Here is a 16,305-nt window from a genome sequence, read left to right on the forward strand (position 1 = left end):
ATCCAGAAAGCACGCGTTAGCGTTGACGATTTTCGCGAGCAAGCTCGCTCCTACAACATGTTATTGGTCGTCGAAGTAGCGCTCATGCCAATCCACCAACGGCTGCGGTGAGTTGAGCTTCTGCCCGTAGATCACCGAATAAGACAGCACGTTCTGCACATACTGGCGGGTTTCGTCGAAGGGGATGCTTTCCACCCACACGTCGAAACTCAGGTGGTCAGCGCCGCGCAGCCATTGGCGCACGCGGCCGGGGCCGGCGTTATAGGCGGCGGAGGCGAGCACGCGGTTGCCGTTGAACTGGCTGTGCACCTGGCTCAGGTAAGCCGCGCCGAGCTGAATGTTTTTATCCGGGTCCAGCACCTGGGCCGGGGAGGCCAGGGGGATGCTGAACTTGCGCGCGGTTTCCTTGGCGGTGCCGGGCATCAGTTGCATCAGGCCGCTGGCGCCAACGCCGGAGCGGGCGTCATCCATAAACGCGCTTTCCTGGCGCGTGATGGCAAAGATCCAGCTGGAGTGCAGGCCGCGTACCCTGGCTTCGCGCACCAGGGTGTCGCGGTGAGCCATCGGGAAGCGGATGTCCAGGTCGTCCCAGTACTGGGCCTGGCTGATGGTGCGGATCGCCGGGAAGTACCACTTCATGTCGTAGGCCAGTTTGGCCTGGGCGACCATCTCGTCACGGTTGAAATGACGGCTGACGTGGTACCACTCACGGCGGCCGTCGACGATCTGGCCACGGGCGTAGAACTCCAGGGCCCGGCGCACGCCTGGGGTGTTGCGGACTTTGTTGACCAGGGCCTGGCTCATCACCAGCGGCTTGTTGTTCAACTGGTAAGGGGATTTGGAGCGGTCAGCAGCGAGGAAACCGTAGAAATCCCGCTCCTTGGCCACGTTTTTGTACAGCACCAAAGCCTGCGGGTTCTTCGGCTCGGCCAACTCCAGGCTGCGCGCCTGCCAGTAGCGCCAGCGGTTGGTGGTGGCCAGGTCTTGCGGGAGTTTGCGGGTCAACTGGTAGGCGTCTTCCCAGCGCGCCAGGCGCAACAACAGGCGCAGGCGCCATTCGGAGACCGTATTGTCGCGCAGTTCGGGGTCGTACTTGGTCATGACCTCCAGCGCGCGCGGGTCGAAGCGCTTGGCCAGGGTCAAGCCGATCTCGCGGGCAATCGACACTTTTTCGTCACGGGAGAAGTGCATGCTGCTGGCGTAACCGTCGAGCAGCGACATGGCTTTGTCCGGATCCTGGCGTGCCAGGCGGCGCAGGCCCAGGCCCACGGCGTCAGCCATGGCCTCGGTGGCCGGCTGGAAGCGTGACGGGTCGCTGAGCATGTCGGGCTTTTGCGCTACATCAACCATCAAGCGGCCCTGGGCGCCGAGGGTAGGCAGGGTTTTCACCAGGCTGTTGGCCAGCGCGTAGTTACGCGCTTCGGCGGCGAGCTTGGTGCGCTCCCAGATCTTCTGCTCGGTGAGTTGGCCGGCAGCGGCCCACTGGCCAAACGTGGCGTCACAGGCGGCTGGCTGGGATTTGCCGGTCATCCACAGTTTTTCGGCGGTCTTGTAGCCTTCGGCCTTCAGGTTGTGGCTGAGCTGGTATTGGCCATGCAGGCAGTCCAGCTCGACGAAATTGAGCTTGGTGTCGTAGTACTTTTCAAAGGTCTGCCAATCGCCGCGTTCGGCCAGCCAGCGCAGCCAACGCAGTTTCATCCAGTTGGCCTGGGGCAGGTCGCCGTGTTTGGCGAGGAATTGTTCGATTTCCTCGTTGCTCGCGGTTTTCAGGCGCGCGGTCAGCTCGTCATAGGCCAGGTAGGGCGTGAGCGGGTAATCGGCCAAGGCCTGGCTGTATTGCATGTAGGGGCCGCTGTCACCCTTGGCCAGGGCGCGTTTGGCTTGATCGTAATACTGGCGTTGAGTGGTGAGGTCCACCGCCTGGGCGGATTGAACGGCAGTGGCGGAAAGAAGCAGACAAGATAAAAAGTTGAAAAGGCGACTGCGCATGAGACGTCCGTGCAGAGAAATCACGACTAGCACCGGCACTGCCGACACTGATTGCCCCTAGCTTAGCCTTTTGCCAGCGGCCCGCGAAAGCTTTGCCGGCTGGTTCCTTCAAGTTCGCCGGAAATGTCCTACAGAACGTGTCAATAGAGAAAATGCCGACCGCATCCCACCCTCACATCAGGTAGAATGCGCGCCCAGTTTTTGGAGAAGCGTATGACCCTGCTCAAATTCAGCGATGTGTCCCTTGCTTTCGGCGCCATGCCGTTGTTGGACAAGGTGTCCTGGCAGATCGCCCGTGGTGAGCGGGTGTGCATCATCGGCCGCAACGGCACCGGCAAGTCCAGCATGATGAAGCTGGTAAAAGGCGACCAGAAGCCCGATGACGGCTCTGTGTGGCGTGCCCCGGGCCTCAAGATCGGCGAATTGCCGCAAGAATTGCCGGTGGCCGACGGACGGACAGTGTTCGACGTGGTTGCCGAAGGCCTGGACGGCGTTGGCGAGTTGCTCGCGCAATACCATCACCTGGCGCAGAACTGCGTCACCGAGGAAGACCTCGACAAGCTGATGCACGTCCAGCAAGACCTCGAAGCCCGTGACGGCTGGCGCTTGCAGCAACTGGTGGACAGCACCCTGAGCCGCCTGCAACTGCCGGCCGACAAGACCCTCGCCGAATTGTCCGGCGGCTGGCGTCGTCGCGTGCTGCTGGCCCAGGCCCTGGTGTCCGAGCCGGACCTGCTGCTGCTCGACGAACCGACCAACCACCTGGACATCGGCGCCATTGCCTGGCTTGAAGAAGCCATCAAGGACTTCCAGGGCGCCGTGCTGTTTATCACGCACGACCGTGCTTTCCTGCAGAGCCTGGCCACGCGCATCCTCGAACTGGACCGTGGCGGCCTGATCGACTGGAACGGCGACTACGCCAGCTTTCTGGTGCACAAGGAAGCCGCCCTGGCTGCCGAAGAAACCGCCAACGCGCTGTTCGACAAGAAACTGGCCCAGGAAGAAGTCTGGATCCGCCAGGGCATCAAGGCCCGTCGCACCCGTAACGAAGGCCGCGTGCGTGCCTTGAAAGCCTTGCGCGTCGAGCGCAGTGAGCGCCGCGAGCGTACCGGCAAGGCCAATATCCAGCTCGATACTGCCGACAAGTCGGGCAAGCAAGTGATGGTGCTGGAGAACGTCAGCTTCCATCACCCGGACGGCCCGTTCCTGATCAAGGACTTCTCCATGGTCCTGCAGCGTGGCGACCGTATCGGCCTGCTGGGCGCCAACGGTACCGGCAAGACCACCTTGCTCAAGCTGATGCTCAGCGGCCTGCAACCGACCAGCGGCAAGGTCGAAGAGGGCACTCGCATCGACGTGGCCTACTTTGACCAGTTGCGCCACCAGTTGGACCTGGAAAAGACCGTGATCGACAACGTCGCTGAAGGCCGCGACTTTATCGACATCGACGGCCAGAGCCGCCACGTACTCAGCTACCTGGGGGACTTCCTGTTCAGTCCGCAACGTGCGCGCACGCCGGTCAAGGCGCTGTCGGGTGGTGAGCGCGCGCGCCTGCTGCTGGCCAAGCTGTTCAGCAAGCCGGCCAACCTGCTGGTACTCGACGAACCGACCAACGACCTCGACGTGGAAACCCTGGAACTGCTGGAAGAGGTCCTGCTGACCTTCAACGGCACCGTGCTGATGGTCAGCCACGACCGGGAATTCCTCGACAACGTGGTCACCAGCACCCTGGTCTTCGAAGGTGAAGGCAAGGTGCGTGAATACGTGGGCGGTTATCAGGACTGGCTGCGCCAGGGCGGCTCACCGCGCCTGCTGGGCGTAACTGAAAGCAAATCGGGCAAGGCCGACCTGAATACGGCGGTGGTGACTCCCGTCGCTGCCGAGGCGCCTGCACCGGCTGCTGACGCTGCGCCGGCCAAGAAGAAGCTCAGCTACAAGTTGCAGCGCGAGCTGGAAGCTTTGCCGGGTGATATCGACGCCAAGGAACAGCAGATTGCTGCGGTCGAAGCGGAAATGGCTGACGCTGGTTTCTACCTGCGCCCTGCGGCAGAAACTGCCAAGGTTATCGCCTCCCTGGAGACGTTGAACCAGGAGCTGGAAGCGTTGGTTGAGCGTTGGGCCGAGTTGGATGCCTGAGTGATCCTGCAGCACTAAAAAGCCTGGCGTTCATTCCTATGAGCGCCAGGCTTTTTAATATGAAATGCGATTCAACTGTGGGAGCTGGCTTGCCTGCGATAGCGGTGTATCAGCCACGTGATGCATCAACTGACAGGCTGCTATCGCAGGCAAGCCAGCTCCCACATTAGACCTTCATTGGTCTTACGAACTCTTTACCAGTTTGACGGCCAGTACATCGCACGGCGCGCCGTGCAATACATCATTGGCGGTGGAGCCCAGCAACAACGCCAAGCCGTGGCGCCCATGGCTACCTACTACGATCAGGTCGCAACCCTCTTCCTTGGCCAAGTGGTGAATTTCCTGGCGCGGTTGGCCGTATGTCAGGTGGCAGTCTTCCTTTTTCAGGTGCGGGTATTTGAGAATCAAACGGTCCAGGCGCTCCTTGGCCTGGTCAAATTGTTGTTGCTGCAACTGGGAAAGGTCCATCGGCACGTCACCACCAAAGGCCATGGCCATGGGCTCGACGATGTGTACCAACGACAGTTTGGCGCCATTGGCAATTGCGGATTCCTGTGCGCGCTTGATCACTGGATCGCACTCTTCGGTCAGGTCGACAGCGACCAGAATATGTTCGTAGGGCATGAGGCGTTCCTCCAGGGGGCTGCAATAAATTCAGTATGGCTGCTTTCAAGCGGATGGGGTTGCCGCAGATCAAATCCGCTCATCTAGAAATTCGGGAGTACACATATGACGGTCTGGATAGTGGTGTCAATCCTTGCAGTGGTTTTGAGCCCCCTGGTATGGCTGCGTCCTTCGCGCCAGCAGAGCGGGCGCATGGCCCTGCGCATGGAGGCACGCCGCATCGGGTTGGCCATGCAGTTGGCGCCTCAGGAGTGGCCGCACTGGCTCAAACAGGAGCCGCCGAGCCCTTGCGCGCAGTACTGCCGACCACGGCGTGGCAGCATGCCCGCGACCTGGAGTTACTGGCAGCTGGAGCCGGGGCTGTGGGTCAATCAGTGGCGTGAGCCCTGTGTGGATGAGAAGTTGTTGCTGCATTTTGCAACGCTGCCGGCGAACGTCTACAAGGTCGAGGCCGACAAGCAGATGATTGCCTTGTATTGGGGCGAGAAGGGCGACGCAAGCGTGCTGAAAGATATTGATACGCTGCTCAAGGCCCTGGCCTGATCCTGCCCTTGCTCGCGAAAAACGCCAACGATAACGTGGGTAATCAGGCTATACGCGGCGCTCTCGAGGTTTTCGCGAGCAAGCTCGCTCCTACAGAAAAGCCGCGTAATAAAAAGCCAGGAAAGCCAGGCAATAAAAAGCCCGACATCATCATCGGGCTGGAGGTGGCCAGGCAGGCCGGTAAATCTGTAGGTTGCCGCTAGCCTAGCCGTGTATTGCTTTCTGTACAGCCTTTTCCCACATCTTTTCTATTATTGATCCTGTGAATATTTGAATATTGACGGGTGGCCCGCCTGTGGGCCGGGTTCTGAACTGACTGGAAAGTCGCGTTTTTCCTAGCCTTTGGAGCGATTGACAATTGCTCGGAATTGGATGAAGGTGGCGTACCCAAATCAAACGGGCGTATGAATTGAGCGTTTGCCTGTCAGACGACTCATACAAAACCCGACTATCGCACTGGCGGGTGTGCCTGGCGGATTGGCGTGAGCATTGATCAACTGTCAATGTCAAACCAGAGACCAGCGTCCAGTGTGTACTGTTCAGCTTCCATATCGTGGAGATCAGTTGATGATTTACGAAGGTAAAGCCATCACGGTTAAGGCTCTTGAAAGTGGCATCGTCGAACTCAAATTCGACCTCAAGGGTGAGTCCGTCAACAAGTTCAACCGTCTAACCCTGAACGAACTGCGTCAGGCCGTAGACACCATCAAAGCAGATGCTTCGGTCAAGGGCGTGATCGTCTCCAGCGGCAAGGACGTGTTTATCGTCGGCGCTGACATCACCGAATTCGTCGACAACTTCAAGCTGCCCGATGCCGAGCTGGTGGCTGGCAACCTCGAAGCCAACAAGATCTTCAGCGATTTCGAAGACCTCAACGTGCCGACCGTTGCTGCCATCAATGGCATCGCGTTGGGCGGCGGCCTGGAAATGTGCCTGGCGGCAGATTTCCGCGTCATGTCCGCGACGGCCAAGATCGGCCTGCCGGAAGTCAAGCTGGGCATCTACCCAGGCTTTGGCGGTACCGTGCGCCTGCCGCGCCTGATCGGTGCCGACAACGCGATCGAATGGATCGCCGCCGGCAAGGAAAACAAGGCTGAAGACGCACTGAAAGTCGGTGCCGTCGACGCTGTAGTGGCTCCGGACAAACTGGCCGAAGCCGCGCTGAACCTGATCAAGGGCGCCATCAGCGGCGAATTTGACTACAAGGCCAAGCGTCAGCCGAAGCTGGAAAAACTCAAGCTCAACGCCATCGAACAGATGATGTCGTTCGAAACCGCCAAAGGTTTCGTGGCAGGCCAGGCCGGCCCGAACTACCCGGCGCCGGTTGAAGCGATCAAGACCATCCAGAAGGCCGCGAACTTCGGTCGCGACAAAGCCCTGGAAGTGGAAGCGGCAGGTTTCGTCAAACTGGCGAAAACCTCGGCTGCGCAAAGCCTGATCGGCCTGTTCCTGAACGATCAAGAGCTGAAGAAAAAGGCCAAGGCCTATGACGAAATTGCCAAGGACGTGAAACAGGCTGCCGTACTCGGCGCCGGTATCATGGGTGGCGGTATCGCCTATCAGTCGGCGTCCAAAGGCACGCCGATCCTGATGAAAGACATCAACGAACACGGGATCGAGCAGGGCCTGGCCGAAGCCGCCAAGCTGCTGGTGGGCCGCGTTGATAAAGGCCGCATGACCGCTGCAAAAATGGCTGAAGTGCTTAACGGCATTCGTCCTACGCTGTCCTACGGCGATTTCGGCCACGTCGATCTGGTGGTCGAAGCGGTTGTCGAAAACCCGAAGGTCAAGCAAGCCGTGCTGGCCGAAGTGGAAGCCCAGGTCAAAGATGACACCATCCTGGCCTCCAACACTTCGACCATTTCCATCTCGCTGCTGGCCAAGGCCCTCAAGCGTCCGGAAAACTTCGTCGGCATGCACTTCTTCAACCCGGTGCACATGATGCCGCTGGTAGAAGTGATCCGTGGCGAGAAGTCCAGCGAGCTGGCCGTGGCCACCACCGTTGCCTACGCCAAGAAAATGGGCAAGAACCCGATCGTGGTCAATGACTGCCCGGGCTTTTTGGTCAACCGCGTGCTGTTCCCGTACTTCGGCGGTTTCGCCAAGTTGGTCAGCGCCGGCGTGGATTTTGTGCGCATCGACAAGGTCATGGAAAAATTCGGCTGGCCTATGGGCCCGGCGTACCTGATGGACGTGGTCGGTATCGACACCGGTCACCATGGTCGCGACGTCATGGCTGAAGGCTTCCCGGACCGCATGAAAGACGACCGTCGTTCGGCTGTCGACGCACTCTACGAAGCCAAGCGCCTGGGCCAGAAGAACGGCAAGGGTTTCTACGCCTACGAGACCGACAAGAAGGGCAAGCAGAAGAAAGTGGCCGACCCGTCGGTGCACGAAGTACTCGCTCCGGTCATCTACGAACAGCGTGAGGTGTCCGACGAGGACATCATCAACTGGATGATGATCGCCCTGTGCCTGGAAACCGTGCGTTGCCTGGAAGACGGCATCGTTGAAACCGCCGCCGAAGCCGATATGGGCCTGGTGTACGGTATTGGTTTCCCTCCATTCCGTGGCGGTGCGCTGCGTTACATCGACTCCATCGGTGTGGCCCAGTTCGTTGCCCTGGCTGATCAGTACGCTGATCTGGGCCCGCTGTACCACCCGACCGCGAAGCTGCGTGAAATGGCCAAGAATGGCCAGAGCTTCTTCGGTTAAGTGCCCAGACGACTAGAGCGAGAATATTTATGAGCTTGAATCCAAGAGACGTCGTGATCGTCGACTTCGGTCGTACGCCGATGGGCCGCTCCAAGGGCGGCATGCACCGCAACACCCGCGCCGAAGACATGTCGGCGCACCTGATCAGCAAAGTGCTGGAGCGCAACACCAAGGTCGACCCGAACGAAGTCGAGGACGTGATCTGGGGCTGCGTCAACCAGACCCTGGAGCAGGGCTGGAACATCGCGCGCATGGCGTCGTTGATGACCCAGATCCCGCACACTGCCGCTGGCCAGACCGTCAGCCGCCTGTGTGGCTCCTCGATGAGCGCGCTGCACACCGCTGCGCAAGCGATCATGACTGGCAACGGCGATGTGTTCGTGGTCGGTGGCGTGGAGCACATGGGCCACGTCAGCATGATGCACGGCGTCGATCCTAACCCGCACATGTCTCTCTACGCGGCGAAAGCCTCGGGCATGATGGGCCTGACCGCGGAAATGCTCGGCAAAATGCACGGCATCACCCGTGAAGCCCAGGACGCCTTCGGCTTGCGCTCCCACCAGCTCGCTCACAAGGCGACCGTGGAAGGCAAGTTCAAGGATGAAATCATCCCGATGAACGGCTACGACGAAAACGGTTTCCTAAAACTGTTCGACTACGACGAAACCATTCGTCCGGACACCACCCTGGAAAGCCTGGCGGCCCTCAAGCCAGCCTTCAATCCAAAGGGCGGCACCGTGACAGCCGGTACTTCTTCGCAAATCACCGACGGTGCTTCGTGCATGATCGTGATGTCGGCGCAGCGTGCCCAGGACCTGGGTATCCAGCCGCTGGCGGTGATTCGTTCGATGGCAGTGGCGGGTGTGGATCCGGCGATCATGGGCTATGGTCCAGTACCGGCCACACAAAAAGCCTTGAAGCGCGCAGGCCTTTCCATCTCCGATATCGACTTCTTCGAGCTCAACGAAGCTTTCGCCGCACAGGCCCTGCCAGTGCTGAAAGATTTGAAAGTACTCGACAAGATGAACGAGAAGGTTAACCTGCACGGCGGTGCGATTGCCCTGGGCCACCCATTCGGTTGCTCCGGTGCACGTATCTCCGGCACTTTGCTTAACGTGATGAAGCAAAATGGCGGCAACCTTGGGGTTGCTACCATGTGCATTGGTCTCGGCCAAGGCATCTCTACCGTCTTCGAACGCGTCTAAACGTTCGGTTGACGGAAGCCGGGGCCCAGTGCCCCGGTTTTTGTTTTTTGGAACTTTTAAATATTTTTTTTCAACAAATTTTGCATGAGGGCCAGAGCATGAAAGTCGAACCCGGGCTCTACCAGCATTACAAGGGGCCGCAGTACCGTGTTTTCAGCGTGGCGCGCCACTCTGAAACCGAAGAAGAAGTGGTGTTTTACCAAGCGCTGTATGGCGAATACGGCTTTTGGGTGCGCCCTTTGAGCATGTTCCTGGAGACCGTCGAAGTTGACGGCGAGCAGGTCCCGCGCTTTGCTTTGGTCACGGCCGAAGCCAGTCTTTTTAAAGGGCAATAACGGCAGGTCGCGCAGAATGCTGCGCTTGACCTCATCCGGTTGCCACTATATATAGCGTTGCCGCGTCAGGCGCCAACTGCCTTTCACTTCTCGAATTCAGGAATTTTCCGATCCATGGGCAAATCGCTGGTCATTGTGGAATCCCCGGCTAAGGCCAAGACCATCAACAAGTACTTGGGCAACGAGTACGTGGTGAAGTCGAGTATCGGCCATATCCGAGACCTGCCCACCAGCGGTTCGGCTAGCGCCAGCAAGGAGCCTGCCGCCAAGCGCGGCAAGGCCGCCGCGGGCGAAGGTCCGGTACTCACGCCTAAAGAAAAAGCGCGCAAGCAACTGGTTTCGCGCATGGGTGTGGACCCGGACCATGGCTGGAAGGCCAAGTACGAAATCCTTCCGGGCAAGGAAAAGGTCATCGAAGAGCTGCGCCGGCTCGCCAAAGATGCCGACACCATCTATCTCGCGACGGACTTGGACCGCGAAGGGGAAGCCATTGCCTGGCACCTGCGCGAAGCCATCGGCGGTGATGACAGCCGCTACAAGCGCGTGGTGTTCAACGAAATCACCAAGAAAGCCATTCAGGAAGCCTTCTCCAAGCCGGGCGAGCTGGACATTGACCGTGTCAACGCCCAGCAGGCCCGTCGCTTCCTCGACCGCGTCGTCGGCTACATGGTCTCGCCGTTGCTGTGGGCGAAGATCGCCCGTGGCCTGTCTGCCGGCCGTGTGCAATCGGTAGCGGTCAAGCTGGTGGTGGAGCGTGAGCGCGAGATCCGTGCGTTCATCCCTGAAGAATACTGGGAAGTCCACGCCGACCTCGGCACTGCCAAGGGCGCCAATGTGCGCTTTGAAGTGGCCCGTGAGAAAGGCGAGGCCTTCAAGCCGCTGAACGAAGCCCAGGCCATGGCCGCGCTGGAGAAGCTCAAGGCCTCCAGCTACAGCATCGTCAAGCGTGAAGACAAACCGACCAGCAGCAAGCCGTCGGCGCCGTTCATCACTTCCACCCTGCAACAGGCCGCGAGCAACCGCCTGGGCTTCGGGGTGAAGAAGACCATGATGATGGCCCAGCGTCTGTATGAGGCTGGCTACATCACCTATATGCGTACGGACTCCACCAACCTGTCGCAAGATGCGGTGGCGATGGCGCGTACCTATATTGAAAGCGAATTCGGCAAGACCTACCTGCCGGAGAAGCCGAACGTCTACAGCAGCAAGGAAGGCGCACAAGAGGCTCACGAAGCGATTCGTCCTTCTGACGCCAACACCACGCCTGCCAAGCTGAGCGGCATGGAGCGCGACGCTGAGCGCCTCTACGAGCTGATCTGGCGCCAATTCCTGGCGTGCCAGATGCTGCCAGCGCAATACCTGTCTACTACCGTAAGCGTGGGCGCGGGCGATTTCGAGCTGCGTGCCAAGGGCCGTATCCTCAAGTTCGACGGCTATACCCGTGTAATGCCTCAAATCGCCAAGCCTGGCGATGATGACGTGCTGCCGGACATGGCCCAGGGCGACACGTTGAAGCTGATCAAGCTCGACCCGTCCCAGCACTTCACCAAGCCACCGGCGCGTTATTCCGAAGCCAGCCTGGTCAAAGAGATGGAGAAGCGCGGTATCGGTCGTCCTTCGACCTACGCGGCGATCATCTCCACCATCCAGGACCGTGGCTACGTTGCGCTGCACAACCGTCGTTTCTATTCGGAAAAGATGGGCGACATCGTGACCGAGCGTCTGTCGGAGAGCTTCTCCAACCTGATGGACTACGGCTTCACCGCGGGCATGGAAGAGAACCTCGATGACGTGGCTCAGGGCGAGCGCGACTGGAAAAACGTGCTCGACGAGTTCTACGGCGACTTCAAGAAAAAGCTCGAAGTGGCCGAGAACCCTGAGAACGGGATGCGCGCCAACCAGCCGGTGATGACGGACATTCCGTGCACCACCTGCGGTCGACCGATGCAGATTCGTACCGCCTCCACCGGCGTGTTCCTCGGTTGCTCGGGCTACAGCCTGCCGCCCAAAGAGCGCTGCAAGGCGACGGTCAACCTGGTGCCGGGCGACGAAATTGCGGCTGACGATGAGGGTGAGTCCGAGTCGCTGGTGCTGCGCGGCAAGCACCGCTGCCCGATCTGCAGCACGGCGATGGACGCCTACCTGCTGGACGAGAAGCACAAGCTGCACATCTGCGGTAACAACCCGGATTGCAACGGCTACGAGATCGAAGAGGGCACTTATCGCATCAAGGGCTATGAAGGTCCGAGCCTGGAATGCGACAAGTGCGGCAGTGAGATGCAGCTCAAGACCGGCCGTTTCGGCAAGTTCTTCGGGTGCACCAACCCGACCTGCAAGAACACCCGCAAACTGCTGAAAAGCGGTGACGCGGCGCCGCCGAAGATGGACCCGGTGAAGATGCCTGAACTCAAGTGCGAGAAGGTCAACGACACCTACATCCTGCGTGATGGCGCTTCGGGGCTGTTCCTGGCTGCCAGCCAGTTCCCGAAAAACCGCGAGACCCGTGCGCCCTTGGTGATGGAGATCGTGCCGCACAAGGACGAGATCGATCCGAAGTACCACTTCCTGTGTGAAGCGCCGAAGAAGGACCCGGATGGTCGCCCAACCGTGATCCGCTACAGCCGCAAGACCAAGGAGCAGTACGTGCAGACCGAAGTGGACGGCAAGCCGACTGGCTGGAAAGCGTTCTACGACGGCGGCAAGTGGAAGGTCGAGGACAAGCGCCAAGGCGCTTGATCCGCTAGTCTGTTAACGCCAAAAGCCGTCTGTATAGACGGCTTTTGCTTACTGTAGGATTGTGCTTGTTGTGGCGAGCAAGCTTGCTTGCGCTGGGGTGCGAAGCGCCCCCAATAGCGGGCGACTGCTACGCAGTCGAGCGGGAGCAAGCTCCCTCGCCACAGCAAGCTCGCTCCTACACAGCCAGCATCACGCCTATTCGTTGTGGAGATTGCCGTCATGGCCAACGAACTCTATACCCGTACCAATCAGAAAATTTACTTCGCGGGTTTATCCCTGGAGGCCCTTGGCCGTGCCGAGGAAGGGAAAGAGATGAATGCCATCGCGCTGGTACAGGCGGGGCGCGAAGCGGCGTTGTTCCACCTGTACGGTGCCTTGCTGGGGCTGTGCCATGAGATCGCCGGGTTCTACCGCTTGCCCCAGGCGGGCGCACCGCGGGCGGAAATGATCATGAATCGTGAAGTGCTGGATTCCATGGCCATCCCCGAGTTGGCCGAACTGGTGGAAATGGCCCAAAGCCCTGACAGTTGGGTAGCGCGGCTGCTCAAGGCCCATGCGGATATGTTTCAGCCGCCGCGTATTCCCCACGTGCCCAAGGGGGATGTTACCCAGCCGCTGATTGTCGCCGTGGCGTTGGAGCAGGATGAGCCCAAGCCGTTGAGCCGTGAGGAGTTGGAAGGCTGGCGCCAGGAGTTGAAAAAGATGGCGTTGCGTTTTCGTGAAGGGCTGAACGAGTGCTGAAGGGGGGCACTAAGCAAATGTGGGAGCTGGCTTGCCTGCGATGACGGGCTGACAGCCGACACCTATCTAGCTGACGCCCCACGATCAAACTGTGGGAGCTGGCTTGCCTGCGATGACGGCCTGCCAGCCGACACCTATCTAGCTGACGCCTCACGATCAAACTGTGGGAGCTGGCTTGCCTGCGATGACGGCCTGCCAGCCGACACTTATCTACCTGACACCCCCGCAATCCAAATGTGGGAGCTGGCTTGCTTGCGAAGACGGTCTAACAGTCAACACAGTTGGGCCGTGTACATATCCATTCCTGCGGTAACGGCCACCTAAGGTTCCGCTCTGACAGCGGCTCACTTTTGAAAAGAGCCGGAATGCCGGCCCAGCCAAAAGTAAGCAAAAGGCTCTTGCCCCACCACTCGGCACCTCGCTTAGGCTCGGTGTGCCCGAACGCAGGCTTGAATCCGTGGGCCGCCGCCACGCGCCATCCATGGCGCGGGGCGGCTAACCCGGCGTCCTGCCGGGTTACCCACGAATTCAAGCCTGCGTTCGGCCAGCGTGGTTTAACGGGGCGCCTGAGATCAAGATCACAAGCAGATCAAGAGCAAGATCAAGATCAAGAGCTACTCGCTTCGCATCGTGGTTACCGTTGACTGCTACAGCAGACAGCTCACAAAGTTGTATAGATACTTATGCTGCGATAGCGGTGGGGCAGTTTGCTGATTATTCGCTGATACTCCGCCATCGCAGGCAAGCCAGCTCCCACATTGATTAGCGTGTTGCCCTGGGCACCATTCATCACGCCGTCAACAAACCTGTCCATATCCCCTGCGAGGCTGGGTGGATGACTGATATAATCCCAGGCCTTTCGTGGAGAACAGACTTTTATGCCAACGTCCTTTCTGGAAATTGTTGAACTGCCTGACGGCCGAATTGAACTGCGCCGGGCGGAGGACGAGGGTTCTCTGGTTATTCTGGATTTCTCCGAAGACGCCAAGGTCTTCCTGCAAGGCCAACACGTCGAAGTGGCTAAAGCCATGTTGAGCGTGGGCGTGCAGATGGCAGGTCGCCTTGCCGAAGGCGAGCCGGAGAAAGAAGAAGGGCCGCGCGTTCTTCACTGAGTCCTTGGTGAAGGCTGCGTCTGTGGCGCGCCCGTCATTACCCCAATCGAATATTCAAACTCTGTGCATCACCCGTGCGCGCAGCACTGATCAGTTGCTGCTTGGCGCTGGCATTCAGCGGGTTCAACCAGCTCACCACCGTATGGCTACGGCCCAGGCGCAAGGCTTCGCAGGTTAGCTGCTGGGCACTTTGCGCGCCGCGTGGTTGCAGCAACAGGATGCGCTCACGGTTGAGCCCGGCGTCCCGCAGCCAGGCCTGGGTGAGGCTGGCGGGTGGGGCGATCAGTGTCAGCCAGCGGGCGTCTTGATCTTCGCTTAATTCGCGCAGGATAGGTGCCAGCAGGTTCAGGCAGCTCTCAGCCGCACCGCGCAACGACAATTCACTGAACGCCTCAGGTTCGCCGCCCCAGGGGGCTTCGACCGTTTCCTTGAGGATTGGCGCAAGGGGTTGGGCCATAAAGGCCTCGAACAGCGACAGTTGTGTGTGTTGTGGGGTGTGCACGAGCTGCATGATGCCTCCTTTAGCGGCGAATAACGCCGACACTCAAGCCTTCGATCACCAGGTCCTGGTCTTTCAGGTTGACTTCGATCGGGGCAAACTCAGGGTTCTCGGCCAGGAGCCAGACCTTGCTGCCTTCGCGCTTGAAGCGTTTGACCGTGACCTCGTCACCGATACGGGCCACGACGATCTGGCCATTGCGGGCTTCGCGGGTGGTATGAACGGCCAGCAGGTCGCCGTCAAAGATACCCACGTCCTTCATGCTCATGCCGTGCACGCGCAACAGGTAGTCGGCGCGAGGATGGAAGAAGGTCGGGTTGATGTTGCAGGATTCCTCGACGTGCTGCTGCGCCAGGATCGGCGCACCTGCGGCGACGCGGCCGATGATCGGCAATGTCGACTCGTCGGCCTTGGCTTCGAAGCCAGGGATGCGAATACCCCGCGAAGCACCCGGGGTCATCTCGATCGCGCCTTTGCGAGCGAGGGCCTTGAGGTGTTCCTCGGCGGCGTTCGGGGACTTGAACCCCAGTTCCAGGGCAATCTCCGCACGGGTAGGCGGGTAACCATTGTCATCAAGGCATCGCTTGATAAAAGCCAGAATCTCAGCTTGGCGTGGCGTCAGTTTTAGCATGTTGATCGCTCTGTCTTTTTATACAGTGACTGGGATTATATACAGTGAACTGCGCTTGGCAATCATCCTTTTTAGCGGCTCCGCTGGACGGTCATCCGTCAGCCGTCCTACACAGCCGATGCGGCGCTGCCTACAGAGCTGCGAGGATGTGATTAAATAGCGATGAAACAGATGACCGACCAGCCGCAAAGCGGACCCCCAGGCTTGACAAGACACACTCTGAAACGTATGTTTCAAACAAGTGTTTGTTTGTCAGGCGGAGTAGCCATGGCCCAGTCGGAAACCGTTGAACGCATTCTCGATGCTGCCGAGCAATTGTTCGCGGAAAAAGGATTTGCTGAAACTTCATTGCGCCTGATCACCAGCAAGGCTGGGGTCAACCTCGCCGCGGTGAACTATCATTTCGGCTCGAAAAAAGCCCTGATCCAGGCGGTGTTCTCACGCTTTCTGGGCCCGTTCTGCGCAAGCCTCGACCGTGAGCTGGAACGCCGCCAGGCCAAGGCTGATCACAAGCCCAGCCTGGAAGAGCTGCTGGAAATCCTGGTGGAGCAAGCTTTGGTCGTGCAGCCTCGCAGCGGCAACGACCTGTCGATCTTCATGCGCCTGCTGGGCCTGGCGTTCAGCCAGAGCCAGGGCCACTTGCGCCGTTATCTGGAAGACATGTACGGCAAGGTGTTCCGCCGCTATATGCTGCTGGTCAACGAAGCGGCCCCGCGTATTCCGCCTATCGAACTGTTCTGGCGTGTGCATTTCATGCTCGGTGCCGCCGCCTTCAGCATGTCCGGTATCAAGGCATTGCGGGCGATTGCCGAGACCGATTTCGGCGTGAACACCTCCATCGAGCAGGTCATGCGCCTGATGGTGCCGTTCCTTGCCGCCGGCATGCGCGCCGAAACCGGCGTCAGCGATCCGGCCATGGCCGCCGCGCAGTTACGCCCACGCAGCAAAACCGTACCGGTCGCCGCCAAGGTTTGATCGCTGCGGGTGGGCGCGGCCGCTTGCATCCGCTAAGCTAGCCGCCATGCCGATTTCAGCTATT

13 protein-coding genes are annotated in these 16,305 nt (G+C 59.6%); 9 read left to right on the forward strand and 4 right to left on the reverse strand.

What is annotated here, in order from left to right; all coding sequences use genetic code 11:
- Nucleotides 1-60 precede the first annotated feature (60 nt).
- Complete coding sequence (locus tag V8689_RS07955; protein WP_056791764.1) at nucleotides 61-1,989, reverse strand: transglycosylase SLT domain-containing protein; 1,929 nt, start codon at nucleotides 1,987-1,989, stop codon at nucleotides 61-63.
- A 213-nt stretch (nucleotides 1,990-2,202) separates the two neighbouring features.
- Here V8689_RS07955 and V8689_RS07960 point away from each other — a divergent pair, with 213 nt between their 5' ends.
- Nucleotides 2,203-4,125: an ATP-binding cassette domain-containing protein gene (locus V8689_RS07960; protein WP_056791766.1), complete on the forward strand. Its 1,923-nt coding sequence runs from the start codon at nucleotides 2,203-2,205 to the stop codon at nucleotides 4,123-4,125.
- Nucleotides 4,126-4,308: 183 nt separating this feature from the next.
- Here the strand turns inward: V8689_RS07960 and V8689_RS07965 are convergent, their stop codons facing one another.
- Nucleotides 4,309-4,749 (reverse strand): universal stress protein, encoded by a 441-nt coding sequence (locus V8689_RS07965; RefSeq protein ID WP_056791768.1) that lies wholly within the window; start codon nucleotides 4,747-4,749, stop codon nucleotides 4,309-4,311.
- 105 nt (nucleotides 4,750-4,854) lie between these two features.
- On the opposite strand from V8689_RS07965, the gene V8689_RS07970 reads away from it, so the two are divergent.
- From V8689_RS07970 to V8689_RS08000, 7 genes are all read left to right on the forward strand, one after another.
- Entirely contained in the window at nucleotides 4,855-5,292 is a 438-nt protein-coding gene (locus tag V8689_RS07970) for a hypothetical protein (RefSeq protein WP_056791770.1), read from the forward strand.
- A 567-nt stretch (nucleotides 5,293-5,859) separates the two neighbouring features.
- Nucleotides 5,860-8,007, forward strand: coding sequence for a fatty acid oxidation complex subunit alpha FadB (fadB, locus tag V8689_RS07975; protein ID WP_003189649.1), 2,148 nt, complete (start codon nucleotides 5,860-5,862; stop codon nucleotides 8,005-8,007).
- 29 nt (nucleotides 8,008-8,036) lie between these two features.
- Nucleotides 8,037-9,212, forward strand: coding sequence for an acetyl-CoA C-acyltransferase FadA (gene fadA / locus V8689_RS07980; protein ID WP_003189650.1), 1,176 nt, complete (start codon nucleotides 8,037-8,039; stop codon nucleotides 9,210-9,212).
- Nucleotides 9,213-9,310: 98 nt separating this feature from the next.
- Nucleotides 9,311-9,547, forward strand: coding sequence for a DUF1653 domain-containing protein (locus tag V8689_RS07985; RefSeq protein ID WP_056791772.1), 237 nt, complete (start codon nucleotides 9,311-9,313; stop codon nucleotides 9,545-9,547).
- 114 nt (nucleotides 9,548-9,661) lie between these two features.
- On the forward strand, nucleotides 9,662-12,283 hold the full coding sequence (gene topA, locus V8689_RS07990; RefSeq protein ID WP_056791774.1) for a type I DNA topoisomerase: 2,622 nt from the start codon (nucleotides 9,662-9,664) through the stop codon (nucleotides 12,281-12,283).
- A gap of 219 nt (nucleotides 12,284-12,502) precedes the next feature.
- Nucleotides 12,503-13,024 (forward strand): DUF6586 family protein, encoded by a 522-nt coding sequence (locus V8689_RS07995; RefSeq protein ID WP_003189653.1) that lies wholly within the window; start codon nucleotides 12,503-12,505, stop codon nucleotides 13,022-13,024.
- A gap of 878 nt (nucleotides 13,025-13,902) precedes the next feature.
- Nucleotides 13,903-14,136: a hypothetical protein gene (locus V8689_RS08000; protein WP_003189656.1), complete on the forward strand. Its 234-nt coding sequence runs from the start codon at nucleotides 13,903-13,905 to the stop codon at nucleotides 14,134-14,136.
- Between the two features lie 37 nt (nucleotides 14,137-14,173).
- On the opposite strand, the gene sulA is transcribed toward V8689_RS08000, so the two are convergent.
- Nucleotides 14,174-14,647 (reverse strand): SOS-induced cell division inhibitor SulA, encoded by a 474-nt coding sequence (gene sulA / locus V8689_RS08005; protein ID WP_005786162.1) that lies wholly within the window; start codon nucleotides 14,645-14,647, stop codon nucleotides 14,174-14,176.
- A gap of 10 nt (nucleotides 14,648-14,657) precedes the next feature.
- The gene (gene lexA / locus V8689_RS08010) at nucleotides 14,658-15,266 is read right to left on the reverse strand and encodes a transcriptional repressor LexA (protein ID WP_003172575.1); all 609 of its coding nucleotides are present in this window, start codon (nucleotides 15,264-15,266) and stop codon (nucleotides 14,658-14,660) included.
- Between the two features lie 267 nt (nucleotides 15,267-15,533).
- Between lexA and V8689_RS08015 the strand changes: the two genes are divergently transcribed.
- Nucleotides 15,534-16,241 carry a TetR/AcrR family transcriptional regulator gene (locus V8689_RS08015; RefSeq protein ID WP_003189661.1) on the forward strand — a complete coding sequence of 236 codons (708 nt, stop codon included), beginning with the start codon at nucleotides 15,534-15,536 and terminating at the stop codon, nucleotides 16,239-16,241.
- Nucleotides 16,242-16,305: the final 64 nt, after the last annotated feature.

The sequence above is a fragment of the Pseudomonas sp. AK181 genome, assembly GCF_051122975.1.
GTDB lineage: Bacteria > Pseudomonadota > Gammaproteobacteria > Pseudomonadales > Pseudomonadaceae > Aquipseudomonas > Aquipseudomonas lactis.

Excerpts from the sequence above, each read along its gene's own strand:
- V8689_RS07955 (WP_056791764.1), bottom strand. The coding sequence starts at position 1,989 with ATGCGCAGTCGCCTTTTCAACTTTTTATCTTGTCTGCTTCTTTCCGCC.
- V8689_RS07960 (WP_056791766.1), top strand. The coding sequence starts at position 2,203 with ATGACCCTGCTCAAATTCAGCGATGTGTCCCTTGCTTTCGGCGCCATG.
- V8689_RS07965 (WP_056791768.1), bottom strand. The coding sequence starts at position 4,749 with ATGCCCTACGAACATATTCTGGTCGCTGTCGACCTGACCGAAGAGTGC.
- V8689_RS07970 (WP_056791770.1), top strand. The coding sequence starts at position 4,855 with ATGACGGTCTGGATAGTGGTGTCAATCCTTGCAGTGGTTTTGAGCCCC.
- fadB (WP_003189649.1), top strand. The coding sequence starts at position 5,860 with ATGATTTACGAAGGTAAAGCCATCACGGTTAAGGCTCTTGAAAGTGGC.
- fadA (WP_003189650.1), top strand. The coding sequence starts at position 8,037 with ATGAGCTTGAATCCAAGAGACGTCGTGATCGTCGACTTCGGTCGTACG.
- V8689_RS07985 (WP_056791772.1), top strand. The coding sequence starts at position 9,311 with ATGAAAGTCGAACCCGGGCTCTACCAGCATTACAAGGGGCCGCAGTAC.
- topA (WP_056791774.1), top strand. The coding sequence starts at position 9,662 with ATGGGCAAATCGCTGGTCATTGTGGAATCCCCGGCTAAGGCCAAGACC.
- V8689_RS07995 (WP_003189653.1), top strand. The coding sequence starts at position 12,503 with ATGGCCAACGAACTCTATACCCGTACCAATCAGAAAATTTACTTCGCG.
- V8689_RS08000 (WP_003189656.1), top strand. The coding sequence starts at position 13,903 with ATGCCAACGTCCTTTCTGGAAATTGTTGAACTGCCTGACGGCCGAATT.
- sulA (WP_005786162.1), bottom strand. The coding sequence starts at position 14,647 with ATGCAGCTCGTGCACACCCCACAACACACACAACTGTCGCTGTTCGAG.
- lexA (WP_003172575.1), bottom strand. The coding sequence starts at position 15,266 with ATGCTAAAACTGACGCCACGCCAAGCTGAGATTCTGGCTTTTATCAAG.
- V8689_RS08015 (WP_003189661.1), top strand. The coding sequence starts at position 15,534 with ATGGCCCAGTCGGAAACCGTTGAACGCATTCTCGATGCTGCCGAGCAA.